At 64.1% G+C, this 20,807-nt stretch carries 20 protein-coding genes; 11 read left to right on the top strand and 9 right to left on the bottom strand.

Features of this window, described 5'->3' with window-relative positions:
- Positions 1-12: 12 nt before the first annotated feature.
- The 4 genes from cls to icd form a co-directional block, all read right to left on the bottom strand.
- The gene (gene cls, locus PMI15_RS18285) at positions 13-1,470 is read right to left on the bottom strand and encodes a cardiolipin synthase (RefSeq protein WP_007872502.1); all 1,458 of its coding nucleotides are present in this window, start codon (positions 1,468-1,470) and stop codon (positions 13-15) included.
- Positions 1,471-1,578: 108 nt separating this feature from the next.
- Positions 1,579-3,915 carry an ATP-dependent Clp protease ATP-binding subunit ClpA gene (clpA, locus tag PMI15_RS18280; RefSeq protein WP_007872500.1) on the bottom strand — a complete coding sequence of 779 codons (2,337 nt, stop codon included), beginning with the start codon at positions 3,913-3,915 and terminating at the stop codon, positions 1,579-1,581.
- 69 nt (positions 3,916-3,984) lie between these two features.
- Positions 3,985-4,362 carry an ATP-dependent Clp protease adapter ClpS gene (clpS, locus tag PMI15_RS18275; protein WP_074574175.1) on the bottom strand — a complete coding sequence of 126 codons (378 nt, stop codon included), beginning with the start codon at positions 4,360-4,362 and terminating at the stop codon, positions 3,985-3,987.
- Between the two features lie 363 nt (positions 4,363-4,725).
- Positions 4,726-5,979: an NADP-dependent isocitrate dehydrogenase gene (gene icd / locus PMI15_RS18270; protein WP_007872496.1), complete on the bottom strand. Its 1,254-nt coding sequence runs from the start codon at positions 5,977-5,979 to the stop codon at positions 4,726-4,728.
- A 204-nt stretch (positions 5,980-6,183) separates the two neighbouring features.
- Between icd and PMI15_RS24455 the strand changes: the two genes are divergently transcribed.
- Positions 6,184-6,507: a cell envelope biogenesis protein TolA gene (locus PMI15_RS24455; RefSeq protein WP_081499636.1), complete on the top strand. Its 324-nt coding sequence runs from the start codon at positions 6,184-6,186 to the stop codon at positions 6,505-6,507.
- Positions 6,508-6,602: 95 nt separating this feature from the next.
- Entirely contained in the window at positions 6,603-7,097 is a 495-nt protein-coding gene (locus tag PMI15_RS18265; RefSeq protein WP_036839855.1) for a DUF192 domain-containing protein, read from the top strand.
- A gap of 81 nt (positions 7,098-7,178) precedes the next feature.
- Here the strand turns inward: PMI15_RS18265 and PMI15_RS18260 are convergent, their stop codons facing one another.
- Both PMI15_RS18260 and xseA read right to left on the bottom strand, forming a co-directional pair.
- Positions 7,179-7,760 (bottom strand): Fe-Mn family superoxide dismutase, encoded by a 582-nt coding sequence (locus PMI15_RS18260; protein ID WP_007872493.1) that lies wholly within the window; start codon positions 7,758-7,760, stop codon positions 7,179-7,181.
- 81 nt (positions 7,761-7,841) lie between these two features.
- A complete protein-coding gene (xseA, locus tag PMI15_RS18255) occupies positions 7,842-9,161 on the bottom strand; it encodes an exodeoxyribonuclease VII large subunit (RefSeq protein ID WP_007872490.1) in 1,320 nt (439 codons plus the stop codon).
- A gap of 344 nt (positions 9,162-9,505) precedes the next feature.
- Between xseA and PMI15_RS18250 the strand changes: the two genes are divergently transcribed.
- From PMI15_RS18250 to adk, 6 genes are all read left to right on the top strand, one after another.
- Positions 9,506-10,141: a MotA/TolQ/ExbB proton channel family protein gene (locus PMI15_RS18250; RefSeq protein WP_007872488.1), complete on the top strand. Its 636-nt coding sequence runs from the start codon at positions 9,506-9,508 to the stop codon at positions 10,139-10,141.
- Positions 10,138-10,566, top strand: a complete 429-nt coding sequence (locus PMI15_RS18245) for a biopolymer transporter ExbD (RefSeq protein ID WP_007872485.1) — start codon at positions 10,138-10,140, stop codon at positions 10,564-10,566. The genes PMI15_RS18250 and PMI15_RS18245 overlap by 4 nt, the downstream gene beginning before the upstream one ends.
- An 87-nt stretch (positions 10,567-10,653) precedes the next feature.
- Entirely contained in the window at positions 10,654-11,646 is a 993-nt protein-coding gene (lpxK, locus tag PMI15_RS18240) for a tetraacyldisaccharide 4'-kinase (RefSeq protein WP_007872482.1), read from the top strand.
- Complete coding sequence (locus tag PMI15_RS18235; RefSeq protein WP_007872480.1) at positions 11,627-11,809, top strand: Trm112 family protein; 183 nt, start codon at positions 11,627-11,629, stop codon at positions 11,807-11,809. The genes lpxK and PMI15_RS18235 overlap by 20 nt, the downstream gene beginning before the upstream one ends.
- The gene (kdsB, locus tag PMI15_RS18230) at positions 11,806-12,564 is read left to right on the top strand and encodes a 3-deoxy-manno-octulosonate cytidylyltransferase (protein ID WP_007872477.1); all 759 of its coding nucleotides are present in this window, start codon (positions 11,806-11,808) and stop codon (positions 12,562-12,564) included. The genes PMI15_RS18235 and kdsB overlap by 4 nt, the downstream gene beginning before the upstream one ends.
- Before the next feature lie 193 nt (positions 12,565-12,757).
- On the top strand, positions 12,758-13,414 hold the full coding sequence (adk, locus tag PMI15_RS18225) for an adenylate kinase (RefSeq protein ID WP_007872470.1): 657 nt from the start codon (positions 12,758-12,760) through the stop codon (positions 13,412-13,414).
- 45 nt (positions 13,415-13,459) lie between these two features.
- Here adk and PMI15_RS18220 read toward each other — a convergent pair whose 3' ends face one another.
- Positions 13,460-15,145, bottom strand: a complete 1,686-nt coding sequence (locus tag PMI15_RS18220) for a M14 family zinc carboxypeptidase (protein ID WP_007872467.1) — start codon at positions 15,143-15,145, stop codon at positions 13,460-13,462.
- A 68-nt stretch (positions 15,146-15,213) separates the two neighbouring features.
- Positions 15,214-16,158, bottom strand: a complete 945-nt coding sequence (locus tag PMI15_RS18215) for an asparaginase (protein ID WP_007872464.1) — start codon at positions 16,156-16,158, stop codon at positions 15,214-15,216.
- A gap of 130 nt (positions 16,159-16,288) precedes the next feature.
- On the opposite strand from PMI15_RS18215, the gene lexA reads away from it, so the two are divergent.
- From lexA to PMI15_RS18200, 3 genes are all read left to right on the top strand, one after another.
- Positions 16,289-16,993 (top strand): transcriptional repressor LexA, encoded by a 705-nt coding sequence (gene lexA / locus PMI15_RS18210; protein ID WP_007872461.1) that lies wholly within the window; start codon positions 16,289-16,291, stop codon positions 16,991-16,993.
- A gap of 134 nt (positions 16,994-17,127) precedes the next feature.
- Complete coding sequence (locus tag PMI15_RS18205) at positions 17,128-17,496, top strand: hypothetical protein (RefSeq protein WP_007872460.1); 369 nt, start codon at positions 17,128-17,130, stop codon at positions 17,494-17,496.
- Between the two features lie 167 nt (positions 17,497-17,663).
- A complete protein-coding gene (locus PMI15_RS18200; protein ID WP_007872458.1) occupies positions 17,664-18,671 on the top strand; it encodes a D-2-hydroxyacid dehydrogenase family protein in 1,008 nt (335 codons plus the stop codon).
- 33 nt (positions 18,672-18,704) lie between these two features.
- Here PMI15_RS18200 and PMI15_RS18195 read toward each other — a convergent pair whose 3' ends face one another.
- Positions 18,705-20,765: a hypothetical protein gene (locus tag PMI15_RS18195; protein ID WP_007872456.1), complete on the bottom strand. Its 2,061-nt coding sequence runs from the start codon at positions 20,763-20,765 to the stop codon at positions 18,705-18,707.
- Positions 20,766-20,807 lie beyond the last annotated feature (42 nt).

Here is a 20,807-nt window from a genome sequence, read left to right as displayed (position 1 = left end):
CTCGGTAAGGATTTAAAGCAGGGGGGAGAACAGCCGCGCCGTGGCGTCGGCCAGCCGCATCAGAAAACGCTGCGACCGGTGAGCACGCACGGCGGCGGCGCTGCGCAGGTCGGTTTCAAACTGGGCGGCCAGGGGCCCGGCCAGCGCCGGGCCATAGACCACCGCCATGACCTCGAAGTTCAGGCGAAAGCTGCGATTGTCGAAGTTGGCGGTGCCGGCCATGGCGCAGTTGTCGTCGACCACCAGCGTCTTGGAATGCAGCATGCGGGCCTTGTATTCCCAGACCTGGACGCCGGCGGCAATCAGCTCGTCGTAGTAGGAGCGCGCGGCAGCGCTGACGATAAAGCTGTCGCTGCGGCGCGGCAGCAGCAGGCGCACGTCGACGCCGCGCAGCGCGGCGCTGGTCAGCGCCATCAAGGCCGGCTCGCCGGGCACAAAGTACGGCGTGGTCAGCCAGGCGCGCTGGGTGGAGGCGTTGATGGCCGCGACCTGCATGCGGTGTATGGGCTCCAGTGTGGTGTCGGGCCCGCTGGTGACGATCTGCACCGGGATCTCGCCGGCCTCGGCGTCGGGCTGCAGCTGCGGCAGCAGTTGCGGCACGGCGCGCTGCCCGTCGTTGGGGGACTTGCCGGTGGTATAGGCCCAGTCCTCAAGAAAGGTGGTCTGCAGCCAGCGCACAGCACTGCCTTCTATGCGCAGGTGCACGTCGTGGTAGGCGTCGCGGCGGGCACGCCGGTCTTCCTCGTCGGTGATGTTGACGCCGCCAGTAAAGCCTATGCTGCCGTCGCAGACCACGATCTTGCGGTGGGTGCGGTAGTTGGTCACCGGGCGCAGCCGCCGGCCTATGCGGGTGTCGTGGAAAAACGCGACCTGGCCGCCGGCGGCCAGCAGCGGCGCCAGGAATTTGCCGCCCAGGCGCTTGGAGCCCAGCGCGTCCACCAGCAGGCGTACGGTGACGCCCTGCCCGGCTTTTTCCACCAGCAGGTCGCGCAGCAAGGTGCCTATCTGGTCGGGCTCGAAGATGTAGTACTCGAGGTGGACGTGGTCGCGCGCGCCGCGCACGGCCTTGAAGATGCTGTCAAAGGTGCGCACGCCGCCCGACAGCAGCTTGACCGAGGTCGCGCTGGATACCGGCAGGCCGCAGGCGGCGGTGCCCAGCGCCGCCATTTGCCGCAGGGCCGCGGGCGCCTTCTCGGCGGCCTCGCGCAGCAGGGCCAGGTCGGCACCCGCGCGCTCGCCGGCGCGGCTGCGCAAGCGCTTGAGGCGCTGTTTTTTCAGGCGCTGGGGCCCGAGGAAGTAATAAATGACAAAGCCCGCGAAAGGCAGCAGGGCCAGCGACAGTATCCAGCTCATGGTGGACACCGGAGCACGCTTTTGCATCACGATCCAGATGGACAGCACCGCGATGTAAAGGCTCCAGGCCAGGGAAAGGCCGGTTTTCCATTCGGAGCTGAGTTCGGGGAGCGTCAAGGCGTGGACTGAAAGGGTTGGCGGCGCTGGCGGACATGAAAAAAGGCCGATAGCGTGATGCTACCGGCCTTTTGGGTGAGTGCCGGGAATTCAGCGCCCCGGCTTGCCTCAGTTGGTCTCCGCCGCCTCGGCTTCGGGCTTGGCCTTGCCCTCTTTCTTGGGCAAGGGCTGGATGTCGAGCTCGACTTCGCCGGTTTCCACGCCTTTTTCGTCGGCCGTCACCTTCATGTCGACCGTGAGGCGCCCGCCGTCTATCAGTCGGCCGAACAGCAGTTCGTCGGCCAGGGCGCGGCGAATCGTGTCCTGGATCAGGCGCTGCATGGGGCGCGCGCCCATCAACGGATCGAAGCCCTTCTTGCCGAGGTACTTGCGCAGCGTGTCGGTGAAGGTGACTTCGACCTTCTTCTCGGCCAGCTGGGTCTCGAGCTGCAGCAGGAACTTGTCGACCACGCGCAGGATGACGGCTTCATCAAGCGCCTTGAAGCTGACAGTGGCGTCCAGGCGGTTGCGGAACTCGGGCGTGAACAGGCGCTTGATGTCGGCCATTTCGTCGCCGGACTCGCGCGGGTTGGTAAAACCGATGGTCGCCTTGTTCATCGTCTCGGCACCGGCATTGGTGGTCATGACGATGATGACATTGCGGAAATCGGCCTTGCGCCCGTTGTTGTCCGTCAGCGTGCCGTGGTCCATGACCTGCAGCAGCACGTTGAAGATGTCCGGGTGCGCCTTCTCGATTTCGTCGAGCAGCAGCACGGCATGCGGCTTCTTGGTGATGGCCTCGGTCAGCAGGCCGCCCTGGTCGAAACCGACATAGCCCGGGGGCGCGCCTATCAGGCGGCTCACGGCATGGCGCTCCATGTACTCGGACATGTCGAAGCGGATCAGCTCGATGCCCATGATGTAGGCCAGCTGCTTGGCGGCTTCCGTCTTGCCGACGCCCGTGGGGCCGGAGAACAGGAAGGAGCCGATCGGCTTGTCGTCCTTGCCCAGGCCCGAGCGCGCCATCTTGACGGCGGACGCGAGCACGTCGAGGGCCTTGTCCTGGCCGAAGACCACACTCTTGAGGTCGCGTTCCAGCGTCTTGAGCTTGCCGCGGTCGTCGTTGGACACGTTGGCGGGCGGGATGCGGGCGATCTTGGCCACGATCTCTTCGACCTCGGCCTTGCTGATGATCTTTTTGCGCTTGGACGCGGGCAGGATGCGCTGGGCGGCGCCGGCTTCATCGATGACGTCAATCGCCTTGTCGGGCAAATGGCGGTCGTTGATGTACTTGGCGCTGAGTTCGGCCGCGGCCTGCAGGGCGGCCACGGCGTACTTGACGCTGTGGTGCTCTTCAAAGCGCGACTTCAGGCCCTTGAGGATGTCGACGGTTTCCTGCACGGTCGGCTCGACCACGTCGACCTTCTGGAAGCGCCGCGACAGGGCCGCGTCTTTCTCGAAGATGCCGCGGTATTCGGTGAAGGTGGTCGCGCCTATGCACTTGAGCTGGCCCGAGCTGAGCGCGGGCTTGAGCAGGTTGGACGCGTCCAGCGTGCCGCCCGAGGCCGCGCCGGCACCGATCAGGGTGTGGATTTCGTCGATGAAGAGGATGCCGTTGGGCTTGTCCTTCAGCGCCTTGAGCACGCCTTTCAGGCGCTGCTCGAAGTCGCCGCGGTACTTGGTGCCCGCGAGCAAGGCGCCCATGTCCAGCGAGTAGACATTGGCTTCGGCCAGGATCTCGGGCACGTCTTTCTGCGTGATGCGCCAGGCCAGGCCCTCGGCGATGGCGGTCTTGCCCACGCCGGCCTCGCCGACCAGCAGCGGGTTGTTCTTGCGGCGGCGGCAGAGGATCTGGATGACGCGCTCGACCTCGTACTGGCGGCCGATCAGCGGGTCGATCTTGCCGTCCTTGGCGAGCTGGTTCAGGTTGACGGTGAACTGCTCGAGCGGAGAGGCTTTTTCGTTCTTCTCGCCGCCCTCTTCGTTCTCGGCAGCGCTCTCGCCGGCCTTGGCGGGCTCGGGCGGGTCGCTCTTCTTGATGCCGTGGGCGATGAAGTTCACCACGTCCAGGCGGGTGACGCCCTGCTGGTGGAGGTAATACACGGCGTGCGAGTCTTTTTCGCCGAAGATGGCGACCAGCACGTTGGCGCCGGTGACCTCCTTCTTGCCGTTGCCGGTGGACTGCACGTGCATGATGGCGCGCTGGATCACGCGCTGGAAGCCCAGCGTGGGCTGCGTGTCGACGTCGTCGGTGCCGGCGACCTGCGGCGTGTTGTCCTTGATGAAGTTGGCAAGCGACTTGCGCAGATCATCCACGTTGGCGGAGCATGCGCGCAGCACTTCCGCGGCACTGGGGTTGTCCAGCAAGGCAAGCAGGAGGTGCTCGACGGTGATGAACTCGTGGCGCTGCTGACGCGCCTCGACAAACGCCATATGCAAGCTGACTTCTAATTCCTGGGCAATCATTGATCTTCCTTTCGGCTTGCTTGGGTTAACTTAACTGACAGATAGTTCAAATATTGGCCGGATTCGCGATTATTCAATGGGCTCGCTGACACACTGCAGCGGATGGCCGTTCTTGCGGGCGGCCTCGGTGACCTGGTCGACCTTGGTGGCGGCCACATCCTTGGAGAAGACCCCGCAGACGCCTTTACCGTCCAGGTGGATCTTCAGCATGATCTGGGTGGCGGTTTCCCGGTCCTTGTTGAAAAACTCCTGGATCACCACCACCACGAACTCCATGGGGGTGTAGTCGTCGTTGAGCAGGACCACCTGGTACATCTGCGGCGGCTTGGTTTTTTGCGGCCGGCGCTCCAGCACGACCGAATCCCCTCCGGCGCCGTTGTCCGGCCTGACGGCGGGTACCGGAGGCTGCGCCGGGGAACTGGGAGATTTGGGAGACTTGGTTGCCATGGAATTCATTCTAGCCACCGATATAGCCCAGTGCGCCTGATAGGGAAATTGGTGGCGGGAACGCGACATTCAAGCGTGATTTTTTGCTTAGAACCTGCTTACGATTTATTGGGGGTCACGCAGGAGTCTTTTCGGGATGGGATGCAAGGCGCGGTGCGCCGCCAATAGCGAGCTATTGGCAAGCGCCGCAACGCCGCAGACCGCCCGAAAAGGCTCCTGCCCTTCGGGTTGGGGTGCAATCGGGCGATTTGGCGCCCCAACGTGACCCCCAATAAATCGTAAGCAGGTTCTTATTTCGCGGACATGAAAAAACCGCCTCGGGATTGCTCCCGGGCGGCTTCAGAATAGAGGGCTGGGCCCGCTTTACATGTGGTCGATCATGACCTGGCCGAAACCGGAGCAGCTGACCTGGGTCGCGCCTTCCATGAGGCGCGCGAAGTCATAGGTGACCTTCTTGGACTCGATGGATTTTTCCATCGAGCTGATGATCAGGTCGGCAGCCTTGGTCCAGCCCATGTGGCGCAACATCATCTCGGCCGAGAGGATCTCGGAGCCGGGGTTGACGTAGTCCTTGCCGGCGTACTTGGGCGCCGTGCCGTGGGTGGCTTCGAACATCGCGACGGTATCGCTCAGGTTGGCGCCGGGAGCGATGCCGATGCCGCCGACCTGGGCCGCCAGCGCGTCGGAGACGTAGTCGCCGTTCAGGTTCAGGGTGGCGATCACGCTGTATTCAGCGGGGCGCAGCAGGATCTGCTGCAGGAAGGCGTCGGCGATGCTGTCCTTGACCGTGATTTCCTTGCCGGTTTTCGGGTTCTTGAACTTCATCCATGGGCCGCCGTCGATTTCCACTGCGCCGAATTCCTTCTTCGCCAGGGCGTAGGCCCAGTCACGGAAGCCGCCTTCGGTGAATTTCATGATGTTGCCCTTGTGCACGATGGTCACGCTGGGCTTGTCGTTGTCGATGGCGTACTGGATGGCCTTGCGCACCAGGCGCTCGGTGCCTTCGCTGGAAACCGGCTTGATGCCGATGCCGGAGGTGTTCGGGAAGCGGATCTTCTTGACGCCCATCTCGTCCTGCAGGAACTTGATGAGTTTTTTGGCCTTGTCGCTGCCGGATTCGAACTCGATGCCGGCGTAGATGTCTTCCGAGTTTTCACGGAAGATGACCATGTTGGTCTTCTGCGGCTCTTTGACGGGCGAAGGAACGCCCGCGAAGTACTGGATGGGGCGCAGGCAGACGTAGAGGTCAAGTTCCTGGCGCAGCGCTACGTTCAGGCTGCGGATGCCGCCGCCCACGGGCGTCGTCAGCGGGCCCTTGATCGACACGACGTAGTCGCGCACGGCATGCAGGGTTTCCTCAGGCAGCCACACGTCGGGACCGTAGACCTTGGTGGACTTTTCGCCGGCATAGACTTCCATCCAGTGGATCTTCTTCTTGCCGCCGTAAGCCTTGGCAACAGCAGCATCGACCACTTTCAACATGACCGGCGTGATATCGGCGCCGGTGCCGTCGCCTTCGATGAACGGGATGACGGGTTCGTCAGGCACATTCAGGGAGTTGTCGGCGTTGACAGTGATTTTTTTGCCTTGGGAAGGCACTTTGATGTGCTGGTACATGTAGGAAAGTCTCCGGTGGGCGCTGTGGCGATGATAGGTACGCCGTGTAGCAGGTTAGGTAAAAACCCCTAAATTCTAGCCGTAAATCCACGGGGGAAAAGAATTTGGGGGCTTGTGTCAACGGCCGGTGAAGGGGCTCCGTTACGGAAGGGCCTCCGAGAAGTTCGGGGTATTTTTTCCAATAACGTTTTAAGGAAATTCCAAATGAACAAAATCCTCGCTGCTCTGATCGCTGGCCTCTTCGCCGTTGGTGCCTACGCACAAGCTCCCGCTGCCAAGCCTGCTTCCGCTCCTGCTGCTGCAGCAGCCCCCGCAGCTACCCCCGCTACGCCAGCCACCCCTGCTGCCAAGCCAGCAAAGCCCACCAAGGAAGAAAAAGCTGCCGCTGCTGCCGCCAAGAAGGAAAAAGCCGCTGCTGAAAAGAAAGCAAAAGCTGAAGCCAAGGCCGCCAAGAAAGCTGAAGCTGCTGCAGCCAAGAAGGCAAAGGCTGAAGCCGCTGCCGCCAAGAAAACTGAAGCCAAGAAGTAAATTCCTGGTGACTTCGGTCAGAATGCCCGCCGCGTGCGGGCATTTTTTATGCGCGTCGTTTATGCTGGCAGGTCAACTTCATGCGTGGTGACTCTATGTTTTCAACCCCTGGCGCCTTCTCTCTGGGCAAGGCATTTCGGGCCCTGGCCGGCACTTTTTCCCTGGCCGCCCTGCTCTCCCCGCTATGCGCCTGGTCCCAGGACGGCCCACAGATGAACCTGCAGCGCGTCAAGCTGTCGGCCGGCATGCACCTGATTGATGCACAGGTGGCCCTCACGCCTGAGCAGCGGCAAACCGGCCTGATGTTCCGCAAGGAGATGCCGCAGCAGGAAGGCATGATCTTCGTGTTCGAGCAGGCCAGCCAGCAATGTTTCTGGATGAAAAACACCCTGCTGCCCCTGACGGCGGCCTTTGTGGCGGATGACGGCACCATCGTGAACCTGGCCGACATGAAGCCGCAGACCACGGATGCCCACTGCTCGGCCCAGCCGGTGCGCTATGTGCTGGAAATGAACAAGGGCTGGTTCGCGAAAAAAGGCATCAAGGCCGGCAGCAAGCTGGGCGGTCCCTTCTTTGAGGCCAGGCGCTGATTTTTCTGCCTGCCCGGAACAAAAAAAGCCGACTTGAAGTCGGCTTTTTTGCGGGGGCGCTGGATGCGCCGCAAGCGTCAATCAGGCGAAGTTGGCTTCCGCGAAGCTCCAGTTGACCAGGTTGGACAGGAAGGTTTCCACGAATTTGGGGCGAAGGTTGCGGTAGTCGATGTAGTAGGCGTGCTCCCAGACGTCCACCGTCAGCAAAGCCTTGTCGGCGGTGGTCAGCGGGGTGCCGGCCGGGCCGGTGTTAACGATGTCCACGGTGCCGTCGGCTTTCTTGACCAGCCAGGTCCAGCCGGAGCCGAAATTGCCCACGGCAGATTTGACGAAGGCTTCCTTGAAAGCTGCATAGGAGCCGAATTTGGCATTGATGGCCGCGGCCAGCGCGCCGCCGGGCTCGCCGCCGCCGGCGGGCTTCATGCAGCTCCAGAAAAAGGTGTGGTTCCAGATCTGGGCCGCGTTGTTGTAGACGCCGCCGCTGGACTTCTTGACGATCTCTTCGAGCGTCATGGACTCGAACTCGGTGCCTTTTTGCAGGTTGTTGAGGTTCACCACATAGGCGTTGTGGTGCTTGCCATGGTGGTACTCAAAGGCTTCCTGGCTGTAATGCGGCGCCAATGCGTCGATCGGGTAAGGGAGTGGTGGGAGCTTGTGTTCCATGATTTTCCTCGTGGTGATGAATAAACTGTTGTTGAACGATTGTGAACGCGGTTGCGAACACTGTCCGGGCCATTGTAAAAACTAAATCAGCCGGCGCGCCGTGACGGTCAAATCGACCTCGCCGCCGGCAAGGGTAGCGCGCACGGGCTGGCCTTCATGCGTGTTCTCGGGGCTGGTGATCGGTTGTCCCTGCAGGTCGGCCAGCCAGGCGTAGCCTCGCATGAGGACCAGTTTGGGGTCCAGCAGTTCCAGCCGCAGCTGCGCGCGCTCCAGGCGCTGGCGGCCGCGCAGCAGGTTTCCTTGCACCTCGCGCGGGAAATCGCCCGCCAGGGATTGCAGCCTCAGCCGCTCACGCTGCAGGGCCGAGCGCATGGCGTGGCTCAGGCCTTGCCCCAAGCCAGCCAGCCGCGCATGCTGGCGCGTCACCAGATGGGAAGGACGGCTGACCCGGGATGCGGCCCAGTCCAGGCGCTGGTTGTGCGACTGCAGCTGCCGGTCCACGCCGTTTTGCAGGCGCGAAGCGGCCAGATCCAGCGCGCTGAGCCAGATGCTTTGCGGCTGCGCGCACAGCTCGGCCGCGGCGGTGGGCGTCGGCGCGCGCACGTCGGCGCAGAAATCGGCAATCGTGAAATCGGTTTCATGGCCCACGCCGCTGATGACCGGAACCGGCGATGCCACAATGGCCCGCGCGAGTTGTTCGTCGTTGAAGGCCCACAGGTCTTCCATCGCGCCGCCGCCGCGCACCAGCAGCAGCACGTCAACCCGGTCCTGGGCGCGCCTCTGGTAGGCCTTGTGCAAGGCCTCCCGCAACTCGCCCGCGGCCTGCCCACCCTGCACGCTGGCCGGGTAAATCACCACGGGGATGTGCGGCACGCGCCGCTGCAGCGCGGTCGCCACGTCGTGCAGGGCCGCAGCGCCCAGCGAGGTGACCAGGCCGATAGCGCGCGGCAGCAGGGGCAAGGGGCGCTTGCGGCCCGGGTCAAAAAGCCCCTCGGCCTCCAGTTTCGCCTTGAGCTGCAGGAATTGCTCAAACAGATTGCCCTGCCCGGCCTGCCGCATGGATTCCACCACCAGCTGCAGTTCGCCGCGCGGCTCGTACACGCCCAGGCGGCCTCGCAGTTCCACCAGTTGGCCGTCGCGCGGGGCGAAGTCGAGCAGACCGGCCGCGCGGCGAAACATGGCGCAGCGAATCTGGCCTTGCTCGTCCTTGAGGGAAAAATAGCAGTGCCCGCTGGCGGCGCGGGAAAAGCCGCTGATTTCGCCCTGCACGGCGACCGGGTTGAAACGCGCTTCCAGGCTGTCCGCAATCGCGCGCAGCAAGGAGCCCACGGGCCAGATACGCACACCGGCCTCGCGTCCCGCCGGGAAAGGCCTCTCGGAACGCGCGGCTGGCTCAAACATGGCTAAACCCCTTGATTTGCTGGGGGTAGTACTCCACAGAGCGCCGTCCCGCGTGGGCGCAAGACCCTGTTTCCTGCGGACGGCGCGATAAATTCGTGTAACTCATTGATTTTGAATAACTTAATTCTGCTCAAATTTTCATCGTTCTGTCATATTCGCGATTTGGCGCGGCTTGGAGGGCGCATCGCCCTTACTTGCTCACAAAGTTATCCACAAGTTCTGTGGGCTACGTCCGACAAAAACAGCATCTTGAAAACATTCATGAGCGATGTGCCGCGCGCCATGCGGCACTGCAGTATCTGTAAGCCATAATCCACCACAAATTATCTGCTTGGAGATGTGCATTGTTTTCGATCATACAAGCCGCAGGCTGGCCGATCTGGCCCTTGGTTGCCTGTTCCGTCTTGGCTCTTGCCCTGGTTATCGAGCGTTTCACCAGCCTCAAAATCCGTAAAGTCGCCCCGCCCAAACTGCTTGACGAAGCCATCACCGTCTCCCGCGCTTCCATTCCTTCGCCAGATGTCGTGGCGCAGCTCGAACAGAACTCGGTGCTCGGCGAAGTGCTGGCCAGCGGCTTTCGCGCGCTGAACACCAACCCGCGCATCAGCGAGGACGACCTGCGCTCCATCCTGGAAGGCGCCGGGCGCCAGGCCGCGCACAAGCTGGAGCGCTACCTGGCGGCCCTGGCGACCATTGCCTCCGCCGCGCCGCTGCTGGGCCTGCTGGGCACGGTGATCGGCATGATTGAGATCTTCGGCTCCCAGGGCGGCGGCGGTGGTGTCAGCGGCGCGGGTGGCAACCCCGCGCAACTGGCGCAAGGTATTTCGATCGCCCTCTACAACACGGCTTTCGGCCTGATGGTGGCGATTCCGGCGCTGATCTTCTGGCGATACTTCCGGGCGCGCGTGGACGGCTACCTGCTGACCATGGAACTGGCCGCCGAACGCTTCGTGCGCCACCTCAACACCCTCCGAAAATGAACTTCCGCCCGCATCCCCATGACGAACCGGAGATCAACCTGATCCCCTTCATCGACGTGCTGCTCGTGGTGCTGATCTTCCTGATGCTGTCCACCACCTACAGCAAGTTCACCGAGCTGCAGGTCAAGCTGCCGGTGGCCGACGCCGAGCAGCAGCGCGACTACCCCAAGGAAGTCATCGTCGCGGTGAGCAGCGACGGACGCTACATGGTCAACAAAACCCTGGTCGAGGGCCGGGGCATAGAGGCGCTGGGCGCCGCACTGACCGAGGCAGCCAAGGCCGGCAAGGAAAGCGTCATCATCATCAGCGCCGATGCCAGCGCCACGCACCAGGCGGTCATCACCGTCATGGAGGCGGCGCGCCGCCAGGGCCTCACGCAAATCACCTTTGCCACCCAGAGCGCCGCGATGGCCGGGGCGAAATAAGCCCCGGCTTTCCCGGCCCCAACAGCCGCCCTTCCCCGCGAAACGGCCGTGAAACAACTTTTGCAAAACGCCTGGCTCAGCCGTGGAATGCTGGCATGCCTGCTCTGGCCGCTGGCGCAGTGCTACGGCCTGCTGGTGCGCCTGCGCCGTGCGCTGTACCGCCGCGGCGTCCTGCGCTCCGAGCGCTTCAGGGTCCCCGTCGTGGTGGTCGGCAATGTGATTGCCGGCGGCGCCGGCAAAACCCCCCTGGTGATCGCCCTGGTCAGGCACTTGCAGGCGCAGCGGGTGGCGGTGGGCGTGGTGTCGCGCGGCTATGGGCGCACAGCTTCCGATTGCATGGAAGTTACGCCGGCCGCACCGCCCTCGCAAACCGGCGACGAGCCGGCCCTGATCCACCGGCTCACCGGCGCGCCGGTGTTTGTCGCCAGGCAGCGCACGCAAGCCCTGCGGGCCTTGCTTGCCGCCCATCCCAACACCGGCGTGGTGATCTGCGACGACGGCCTGCAGCATTACGCCCTGCAGCGTGACATTGAGATCGCCGCATTTGACGACCGCGGCACGGGCAACGGCTGGCTGCTGCCGGCGGGCCCGTTGCGTGAGCCCTGGCCCGCACGCAAGCGACAGGGCCTGGACCTGGTGCTGCACACCGGGCAGCGCCCCGCCTTTGACGGCTTCCAATCCAGCCGGCAGTTGGCCGGCGAGGCCTGGTCTGCCGGCGGCGGGCAGCTTGCGCTGGACGGTTTGCGCGGCCGCCCGGTAACCGCCCTGGCGGGCATCGCCAACCCGCAGGCGTTTTTCGGCATGCTCAGGGACCGAGGCCTGATGCTGGAGGCCACCATCGCCTTGCCCGACCACCATCAGTTCAGCGAAGCCGACCTGGCCGGGCTGCAGGGACGCACGGTGCTGTGCACCGAAAAAGATGCCGTCAAGCTGTTTGCCCTGCCCGGCGCCGCCGGGCTGGACCTGCTGGCCGTGCCGCTGGTGTTTTCGCCAGAGCCGGCTTTTTTCTCCGCCTTCGATGCGCTGCTGGCGCCCCTGCTTTCTCCAGTACCATCGACGCATGGACACCAAATTGCTTGAACTGCTGGTCTGCCCCGTGACCAAAGGCCCGCTCGATTACGACCGGGAAAAACAGGAGCTCGTCTCCCGCAGCGCCCGGCTGGCTTACCCCGTGCGCGACGGCCTGCCGGTGCTGCTCGAGAACGAAGCGCGTACCCTGACAGACGAAGAGCTGGGCCTGTGAGCTTCACCGTCCTGATCCCGGCCCGGCTGGCCTCCACCCGCCTGCCCAACAAGCCCCTGGCCGACATAGGCGGTGCGCCCATGGTCGTGCGCGTGGCGCAGCGCGCCATGCAAAGCGCGGCCCTGCGCACCGTGGTGGCAACCGACAGCAACGAAATCGTTGAAAAATGCGCGGCCTTCGGCGTCACGGCCGTGCTGACCCGCGCCGACCACCCCAGCGGCAGCGACCGGCTGGCCGAGGCCTGCGGCGTGCTGGGCCTGGCCAATGAGGACATCGTGGTCAACGTCCAGGGCGACGAGCCGCTGATAGACCCGGCGCTGATCAATGCCGTGGCGCGCCTGCTCAATGAGCGGCCCGACTGCGCCATGAGCACCGCCGCGCATTCCATCGCCCAGCTGGCGGACCTGCAGAACCCGAATGTGGTCAAGGTGGTACTCGATGCGCGCCACACCGCGCTTTACTTCAGCCGCTCGCCGATTCCGGCGGGCCGCGACTTCGCCGGCCAGGCCTGGTGGGAAGCCGGCAGCAAGCTGCCCAAGCCGCTTCGCCACGTCGGCATCTACGGCTACCGCGTGGGCTTTCTGCGCGAGTTTCCCCGCCTTCCCCAGGCGCCGCTGGAGCAACTAGAGCAGCTCGAGCAGCTGCGCGCCCTGTGGCATGGCCACCGCATCGCCGTGCACATCACCGACGACGCGCCGGGCCCGGGCGTGGACACGGCCGAAGACCTGGACCGCGCCCGCAAGCTGTTTTCCTGAGCGCGCGCCTTGCCGGCAAAGCCCCGTCCTGTAAGTTGCTGTCAGGGGTGCGTGCTATCCTTGGGAAAAACGCAAGTGGAAGGCCTGCAGGACGCGCTGGCAACCCTTCACACCTGCCCCAAGCAACCCCATCGGGTAACCGGCGCGCCGGACCGGGGCTGACTTCACGAATTCATAAAATCCGAGGACATCCATGAGACTGATATTGTTGGGCGCGCCTGGCGCGGGCAAAGGGACGCAAGCGACCTTCATCTGCCAGAAGTACGGCATCCCCCAGATTTCCACCGGCGACATGCTGCGCGCGGCCGTCAAGGCCGGCACGCCGTTGGGCATCGAAGCCAAAAAAATCATGGATGCCGGCGCGCTGGTCAGCGATGACCTGATCATCAACCTGGTGAAGGAACGCATCGCCCAGGCCGATTGCGCCAAGGGCTTTCTGTTCGACGGTTTCCCGCGCACCATCCCGCAAGCCGACGCGATGAAGTCGGCCGGCGTAAGGCTCGACTACGTGCTGGAGATCGACGTTCCCTTCGAGGCCATCATCGAGCGCATGAGCGGACGCCGCTCGCACCCGGCCTCGGGCCGCACCTACCACGTCAAGTTCAACCCGCCCAAGGTCGAGGGCAAGGACGACGTGACCGGCGAGCCGCTGATCCAGCGCGAAGACGACAAGGAAGAAACCGTGCGCAAGCGCCTGGAGGTCTACAGCGCCCAGACCCGCCCGCTGGTGGACTACTACTCGAGCTGGTCCAAGGTCGCACCCGACGCCGCGCCCAAATACCGCGCCATCAGCGGCATGGGCACGGTCGACCAGATCACGGCGCGGGCTTTCGAGGCCCTGTCCGCCTGAGCGCCCCGCGGATTCGCGAAAAAGCCGTCCTTGCGACGGCTTTTTTCATGGCGCTTCAAAAATCGACAGCACCGGGTAGCGCCGCCATTGCGGTTCGGCATAGCGCGCGCAGTTCTCGAAGATAAAACCGAGCACCTGCTTGGGGTCGGACAGCAGTTGCGGGTTGGCCGCCTTCCACTGCTCGAAGCGCGCGCGCAGTTCGGGCTCGTCCTTGAGCAACTGCAGCGCCATGTCTTCGAAAACATAGTCCGAGAAGTGCTCCTTCTTCTCAAGGATGCTGTTGAAAAATCCCCAGCGGAAAAAACTGTCGTGCGCTTGCGGCTCCAGGGTTTCGACGGCATAACGCGCCTTGTCCTGGTCCAGCGGCACCCACCAGTCGCCGGCCTGCAATTCCACGGCCTGCAGGCTGGTTTCCAGCGTGATCTCGTCGTGGAACATATGGCCCTCATAGGCGCCTGGCCGGCTTTGCACGGTCTGGATGCGGCTGACCTGGGCCTGCACCGTGCGGTGGGCGGCGAGGCGCTCCATGCGCACGCCGTTCCAGTCCAGGCGCTCAACCACCGCGCGCCAGGCCTGCGGGATCACGTAGGCCAGGGGTGCGCGCACCACGGCTTCCTCGGCAAAGTGGGTGAAGTAATCGATCTCGCGCTCCCAGGGTTGCTCCCTGTCGTAAGCCAGGCGCTGGTAATTGCCCAGCAGGCTGGGCGAGTGCACAGCGGCGTAGCCTTTGAAGCGCAGGCGTGAGCGGCGGGTTTCATCGAGTTTCCAGCGCACCGGCCAATGGGTCCTGCCGCCCGCCGCCTGCCGGGCCTGCCGCCGCAGCGCCTGGATTTGCGGCGCGTTGGCCACCGTGAACGCCAAGGTCACATCCAGCAGCGCGCGCATGGACTCATAGCGGTCCCTGAACGGCTTGAGCATGTGGGTCTCGGGCATAAAGCCTATGGTGTGGTTCAGCGCCGCATAGCCGGTCGAAAAGCGCGGCACCTCCAGAAAGTCGGCAATCCCCTGGTCGGGGCTCACCTGCACCGGGTTCACATAGGGGCAGGTCGGCCAGCCGCGCTCCTCCATGCCGCGGTAAATCACCGGCAGCATGCTGTCCCGCAGGAAGGCGCCCAGACCGCCGCCCAGCTTGTCGGCCTGGGTATGGATCAGCGTCATGGTGTAGCTGTAGTCCGCGCCGTTGGAGGTGTGGGTGTCGACCATCACGTCCGGGTCCCAGGCCGTGAAGAAACGGTTGAACAGCTGCGCGTTGAGGCTGTCGCATTTGATGAAATCGCGGTTCAGGTCCAGGTGCAGGCTGTTGCCGCGAAAGCCGAAGGACTCGGGCCCGTCCTGGTTGACGCGGCTGGCATCGCCGCGGTTGCAGCTGCCGTCGACGTTGTAAACCGGGATGAAAAGGTAGACCGCACTGCCCAGCGCGACCAGGCGCTCAGGCTCCAGGCACAGGTCGCGTACCAGTGCCATGCAGGCGTCTATGCCTTCGGGCTCGCCGGGGTGTATGCCGTTGTTGTTGAAGAAGACGGTGCGCCCGGCCTGCCGGATTTTCTCGCGCTCAAAGACCCCGTCGGCACTGACGATGCCCGCATGGATGGGCACGCCGGCATCGGAGATGCCAATTTGCGAGAACTGCAGGACGGCCGGGTAGCGCCGGGCCAGCGCTTCATAAAAACGGATGCAGGCCTCCCAGGTGGTGGTCTGGTTCTGGTTGCCGAGTTCATACGGGGTTTGCATGGGGTGTCCGCGAGGTCAGGTCAAAGGGAAAGGAGCTTAGGGGCCGGCGCTACCGGTCCCGCAGAGATTCAGGCCAGCAACTGCAGGATCAGGCTGACGCGGGCCTTGACCGGGCTCAGGCCTTCTGAATCCGGAATCGCGTCAGCCGGGGTCGGCAGCACCCGCCCTGAGGCGCAGCGACTGGCGCGAATCACCTTGACGCCATCGGCCTGGGCCTTGAGCAAGGCGGCCTGCAGCTCATGGTGCAAGCTGCCGTTGCCGGTTCCGGCCACTACCAGACCTTGCACCCCCTGTGCTTGCAAAGCTTGCACGATGGCGCCACCCGCGCCGGCATGGTTCATGATGATTTCGACGCGGGGCACGGCGCCGGCCAGGCCGGCAATGCTTTTGGCGGCAGCCTGCGCGCGCCCAGCTTGGGCTTGCGGCCAGCAGCGCAGCAGCCTCAGCTGGCCCTCCTCTACATAGCCTATGGGGCCGGCATCGCCCGAACTGAAGGGATCGAGCTTATAGGTGTGCACCTTCTGGACATCCGCCGCGCCGTGGATGACACCGGCGCATACCGCGACCACGCCCTGCGCGCCCGCATGGCGCGCCACGGCTACGGCATCGAGCAGGTTTTGCGGCCCGTCAGGCACCAGCGCCGTGGCCGGGCGCATCGCGCAGGTCAGCACCACGGGCTTGGCCGGCGCCAGCAGCGCCTGCAGGAAAAAAGCGGTTTCCTCCAGCGTATCGGTGCCGTGGGTGATGACGATGCCCTGGATATCGGGCTGCGCCAGGTAATGGCTGACGCGCGCGGCCAGCTTGGCCCATACGGCGAAAGTCATGTCCTTGCTGTCGACCTGGGCCACCTGCTCGGTGAGCACGGAACCGGCTTGCGCCAGGCCCGGGATCGCGGCCAGCAGTTCTTCAACACCCACCTGGGCGGCGGTGTAGCCGATGTTGTCCGACGCGCTGGCGGCCCGGCCGGCAATCGTGCCGCCGGTGCCCAGAATCACAATATTTTGAGGATGCATGGAAAGTGATCTTGCAATCTTTTAAAAACTGGATGAAAATACAGGTACTGGATATTAAAACAGGTCCACACAGGTAAATGGGTTACAGCCCCAGCCTCTTGACCTGACTGAAGAACCAAGGAGTCCCGCCATGAGCATCCTCGCCGATTTCCCGCATTTTCCCTCCGAAGGTCCCAAGCTCACGGCGCGCCAGCAACAAATCCTGGAATTGATCCAAAGCGCCATCGCGCGCACCGGCGCACCGCCCACCCGCGCTGAAATCGCCAACGAACTGGGTTTCAAGTCCGCCAATGCCGCCGAAGAACACTTGCAGGCGCTGGCCCGCAAAGGCGTCATTGAACTCGTCAGCGGCACCTCCCGCGGCATACGCCTGCGCGGCGACACCCTGCGCTCCATCAACGAATCGCGCACCAAACAGTTTTCCCTGCCGTTGCAAAGCCTGGCCCAACTCGCCCTACCTCTGGTAGGGCGGGTTGCTGCTGGCAGTCCGATTCTCGCGCAGGAACATATCGAACAAACCTATTATTTTGAAAGCGGCCTGTTCCAGCGCCAGCCCGATTACCTGCTCAAGGTTCGCGGCATGAGCATGCGCGACGTCGGCATCATGGACGGCGACCTGCTGGCCGTCAAACAGGCCAAAGAAGCCAAGAACGGCCAGATCGTCGTGGCCCGCCTCGGCGATGAAGTCACCGTCAAGCGCTTTCGCCGCAACAAGAACCTGATCGAGCTTTTGCCCGAGAACCCCGACTTCAAGACCATTGTGGTCGAGCCCGGTGAACCGTTTGAACTCGAAGGCCTGGCCGTCGGTTTGATACGCAACACCATGCTGATGTAGGCCACCCCACCCGGCCACGCACCAGGTGGCGGGCGTTTGGCTGTTGTGGCCAACACCCTGGTGCGGCGGCCCTGCCGGCCTGTCGCCGGTCCGAAATCCTGCCTGTGTAAACCTCTCTCATACAGGAGTTCATCATGGGAATCGTCAGTTTTTCACATTCACCCCTTCTGTCCATTCTGCTGGCCCCCGCGCAGGCGCTGGCAGCCTGGTTTGTGCCCGCGCAAAGCAGGTCCGGCCGGTATGGCGCGCCTGCGCGTGCCCAGCGCGCAGGCGGCCAACTGACATTGCCTTTTTCTTCGGGCGCCGCCACGGCCCTGCGCGAAACCAACCCAGCCGGCAAGGCCATGCCCAAACGTCCCACGCCCAGCCGCCTGCGCATCGTGCGCGAATTTGACGCCAATGTCGGCCCGGCCTGCGCCGGCCGTATGGTCATCTCGGGCCGTATGGCCGACGTCTGCGCGGAGCTTGATCGCATGGCCCAGCGCGAGGCTGCGCTGCAGTAAAACAAGCCCGGGGCCCGCCTTCGCCCCCTGCAGCAAAGGCCCATGAGACCGCGTAGCGCGCCGCCGCAAGGCTGAAATACCGCAACAGGTTTCCTGGCGATACAAAATGAGCGCGTTCGGGTAGCCTTTCCGGCAAGCAAGAAAAATCTTGCAGGCACAATATCGGCATGAATATTGTGATCCTCGACGACTACCAGGACGCAGTGCGAAAACTGAACTGCGCTGCCAAATTGGAGGCCTACCCCGCCAAGGTCTACACCAACACCGTCAAAGGCATAGGCCAGCTGTCCGTCCGCCTCAAGGATGCCGACGTCATCGTCCTCATCCGGGAGCGGACGCAGCTCAGCCGGCAGGTCATTGAAAAACTGCCCAAACTCAAGCTGATCGTGCAGACCGGCCGCGTCGGAGGCCACATCGACGTCGCGGCCTGCACCGAGCGCGGCATCGCGGTGGCCGAAGGCACCGGTTCGCCCACCGCACCGGCCGAACTGACCTGGGCCCTGGTCATGGCGGCCATGCGCCGCATCCCGCATTACGTGGCCCACCTCAAGCACGGCGCCTGGCAGCAGGCCGGCCTCAAGTCGGCCTCCATGCCGCCGAATTTCGGCATAGGCTCCGTCCTCAAGGGCAAGACCCTGGGCGTGTGGAGCTACGGAAAGATCGGGCAAATCGTCGCCGGCTACGGCCGGGCTTTCGGCATGCGGGTCATCATCTGGGGCCGCGAGGCCTCGCGCGAACGGGCCCAGGCCGACGGCTACGAAGTCGCCGGCAGCAAAGCCGAGTTTTTTGAGCAAAGCGATGTGCTGAGCCTGCATCTGCGCCTGCACGACGAAACCCGTGGCATCGTCACGCTGGAAGACCTGTCGCGCATGAAGACCACTTCCTTGCTGGTCAACACCTCGCGCGCCGAACTGATAGAGCCCGAAGCGCTGATTGCCTCGCTTAACCGCGGCCGCCCCGGCCTGGCGGCCATCGACGTGTTTGAGTCCGAGCCCATCCTGCAGGGCCACGCCCTGCTACGCCTCGAAAACTGCATCTGCACCCCGCACATCGGCTATGTGGAGCAAGACAGCTACGAGCTGTACTTCGGTGCGGCTTTCGACAACGTCGTCAACTTCATCAAGGGCACACCCACCAACATCGTGAATCCCGGCGCGCTGCAAGTGCGGCGCTGAGGCGATGTATTCCCTCCTGAAGCAGGGCCGAAACTAGGCTTTCGGGGCAGGCCTGGAGACCGGCGCATCGAGGTCGAACTCGATGAGGTTGCTGAAATCACCGGCTTCGGGCGCTATGTCCATCATGGCGATCGCAGGCAGCGGCGCAAGGGCGTCGCCGGCTTCCTCCTGGCTCAAGTCAATGTCCAGCCCAAGCCTCGGTGAAACAGGCGGCCGCGTCAGGTCCAGGCTGGGCACAATTTCCGTGGAAAAAGCGCCAGCCCCGGCGACCGGAAGTGCAACGGGAAGCGGCGGCGGCGTTTCCTGCAAGCGGGCGGACAGGGGCAGGATGTTGGTCGGGCCAAAGCTGCTCGCCTGCGGCAGGGCGGCAGTCAGGCTGGGCATCCCAGGTACCGGCACGCCGGCGCCCTCCCCGGGCTCCACGGGCCGGGTAACGATCTTCTTGGCGATGGAGTGAAGCAGCAGCAGCTCGCGGTAGGCCGCGAGGCTGAAAACCTCGCTGCGCGAGTCGGGTTTGCGAAAAATCGATTCTTCCAGCACATCCAGCACCTTGGGCGTGGGCCACAGCGACTCGATGCGCGTGAGGGCCGCCACATAAAACTCCAGGCCGTGCGTGTCCATCGCATAGTCGTCGAAGGCGGGCACCTGGGCATTGAACATGCGGTGGAACTCCTTGCGCAGCGCGTCGTAGTCGTCCTTGCGACCCAGGCTGTGGTAGAGGTCGAACAGGTCCAGATAGACCAGCGCGCTGGTCTCCACGTTGTCCATGATGTGCAAGCGCAGGACATCCACCGCCTTGTCGGGATGGCCCAGCGAGACGAAAAAATCCGCCTGCTGCTGGACATCAAACAACTCTTCGGCATTGACGATGCGGGGCATGCCGCTCAAGCCGCCCAGGCTGGGCAGGAATTCGGGGCGATCCACAGGCGCAACCGGCCTGGATGCGGGCAGCTTGCGCGTGCTTTCAAATTGAAGCGCGTCCAGGTCCAGGTCGACCGCCGGCGCCGGCGCCGGCGCCGGCGCTAGGCCGGCGGACCGGGAGGCCGACCCCGCCTCATCCGCAAACCCACTGGGTTTACCCTGGCCGGCTTCTTTGTCCCACCAGTGGCTCAGGCGCAGCGCCTGCTGGCGATCGCGCCTCCAGAAAAAAGCGGCTGCCAGCAGCGCGAGCAGCACAAGTGCGCCCAGGGCATACACCAGCCAGTTGCTGTAGCGCTCCTGGCGCGCCTGCTCCAGCTGGCCGCGCAGGTCCGTCACGGCCTGTTCCGTTTTGCGGCTTTGCGCCAGCATCGCGGCCACGTCGGACTCCAGGGACTTGAGCCGCTGGCTGTCACGTACCATGTCTTGCGGTTGGGCGTTAAGCGCCTGCCACAGCGCGGCCGCGGAAGCCCGTTGCTGGGCATCAGCGGAAGGCAGCGTCAGCAGCTCCGGCGACGCGCGAAGCACGGGGTCGCGTTCGGCGGCCAGGTCGATGGGGGCCAGTTGCAGGCGTGGCCCCGGTTTGCGCACCGCCGCTGGGGTTGGTGTGTGTTTTGGTGTCTGTTTGCCAGCCGTGCGGACCGGCGGCATGTCCAAAGAAGAAGCCATCGCGGTGCCGGCCCGGGTTTGCGGCTTGGCCTTCGATATGCCCGCTCGGGATGGCGCTGCCGTGCCCGCCGCCGCAACAGCCGGCGCTTGCGCAAGGGTCGAGGGCGCCGGGACGCTGTTGTCGCCCAGCATCTCGGCCAGCAACACGTATTTGCGGGAATTCTTTTGCAGGCAGCCCTCGCGCGCATACAGCGTCACGACCGGCTCATCCAGCACGACCGTCGTGCGGATGCGGACCAGGACTTCACCGGCAGCGGCGCCCGGCGAGATCGAAGTGCGCACCTTGTCGGGGGAAATCTGGCTGTCGCCGAAAAACACCTCGGCGGAGAGGCAGACGGAGGATGGGTTTTCAGCGTCGCCCAACTGCGCGCTCAGCGTGACGTCGAGCGGGCCGCCCACGATGGCCGCACCGCGCACGCGGCCCAGGGATGCGGCCAGCGCATTGGCGGCAAGCACCACCAGCAAAGCGCCAAGCAGGCATTTCAGAAACTTCTCGGCGGATTTCATGGGGTGAGCGAATTTTGCCACGCGCCTTCGCTGAAGACGCTC

The sequence above is a fragment of the Polaromonas sp. CF318 genome (genome assembly GCF_000282655.1).
In the GTDB taxonomy this organism is placed as follows: Bacteria; Pseudomonadota; Gammaproteobacteria; order Burkholderiales; family Burkholderiaceae_C; genus Polaromonas.
This window is presented reverse-complemented; position numbering and strand designations above follow the sequence as displayed.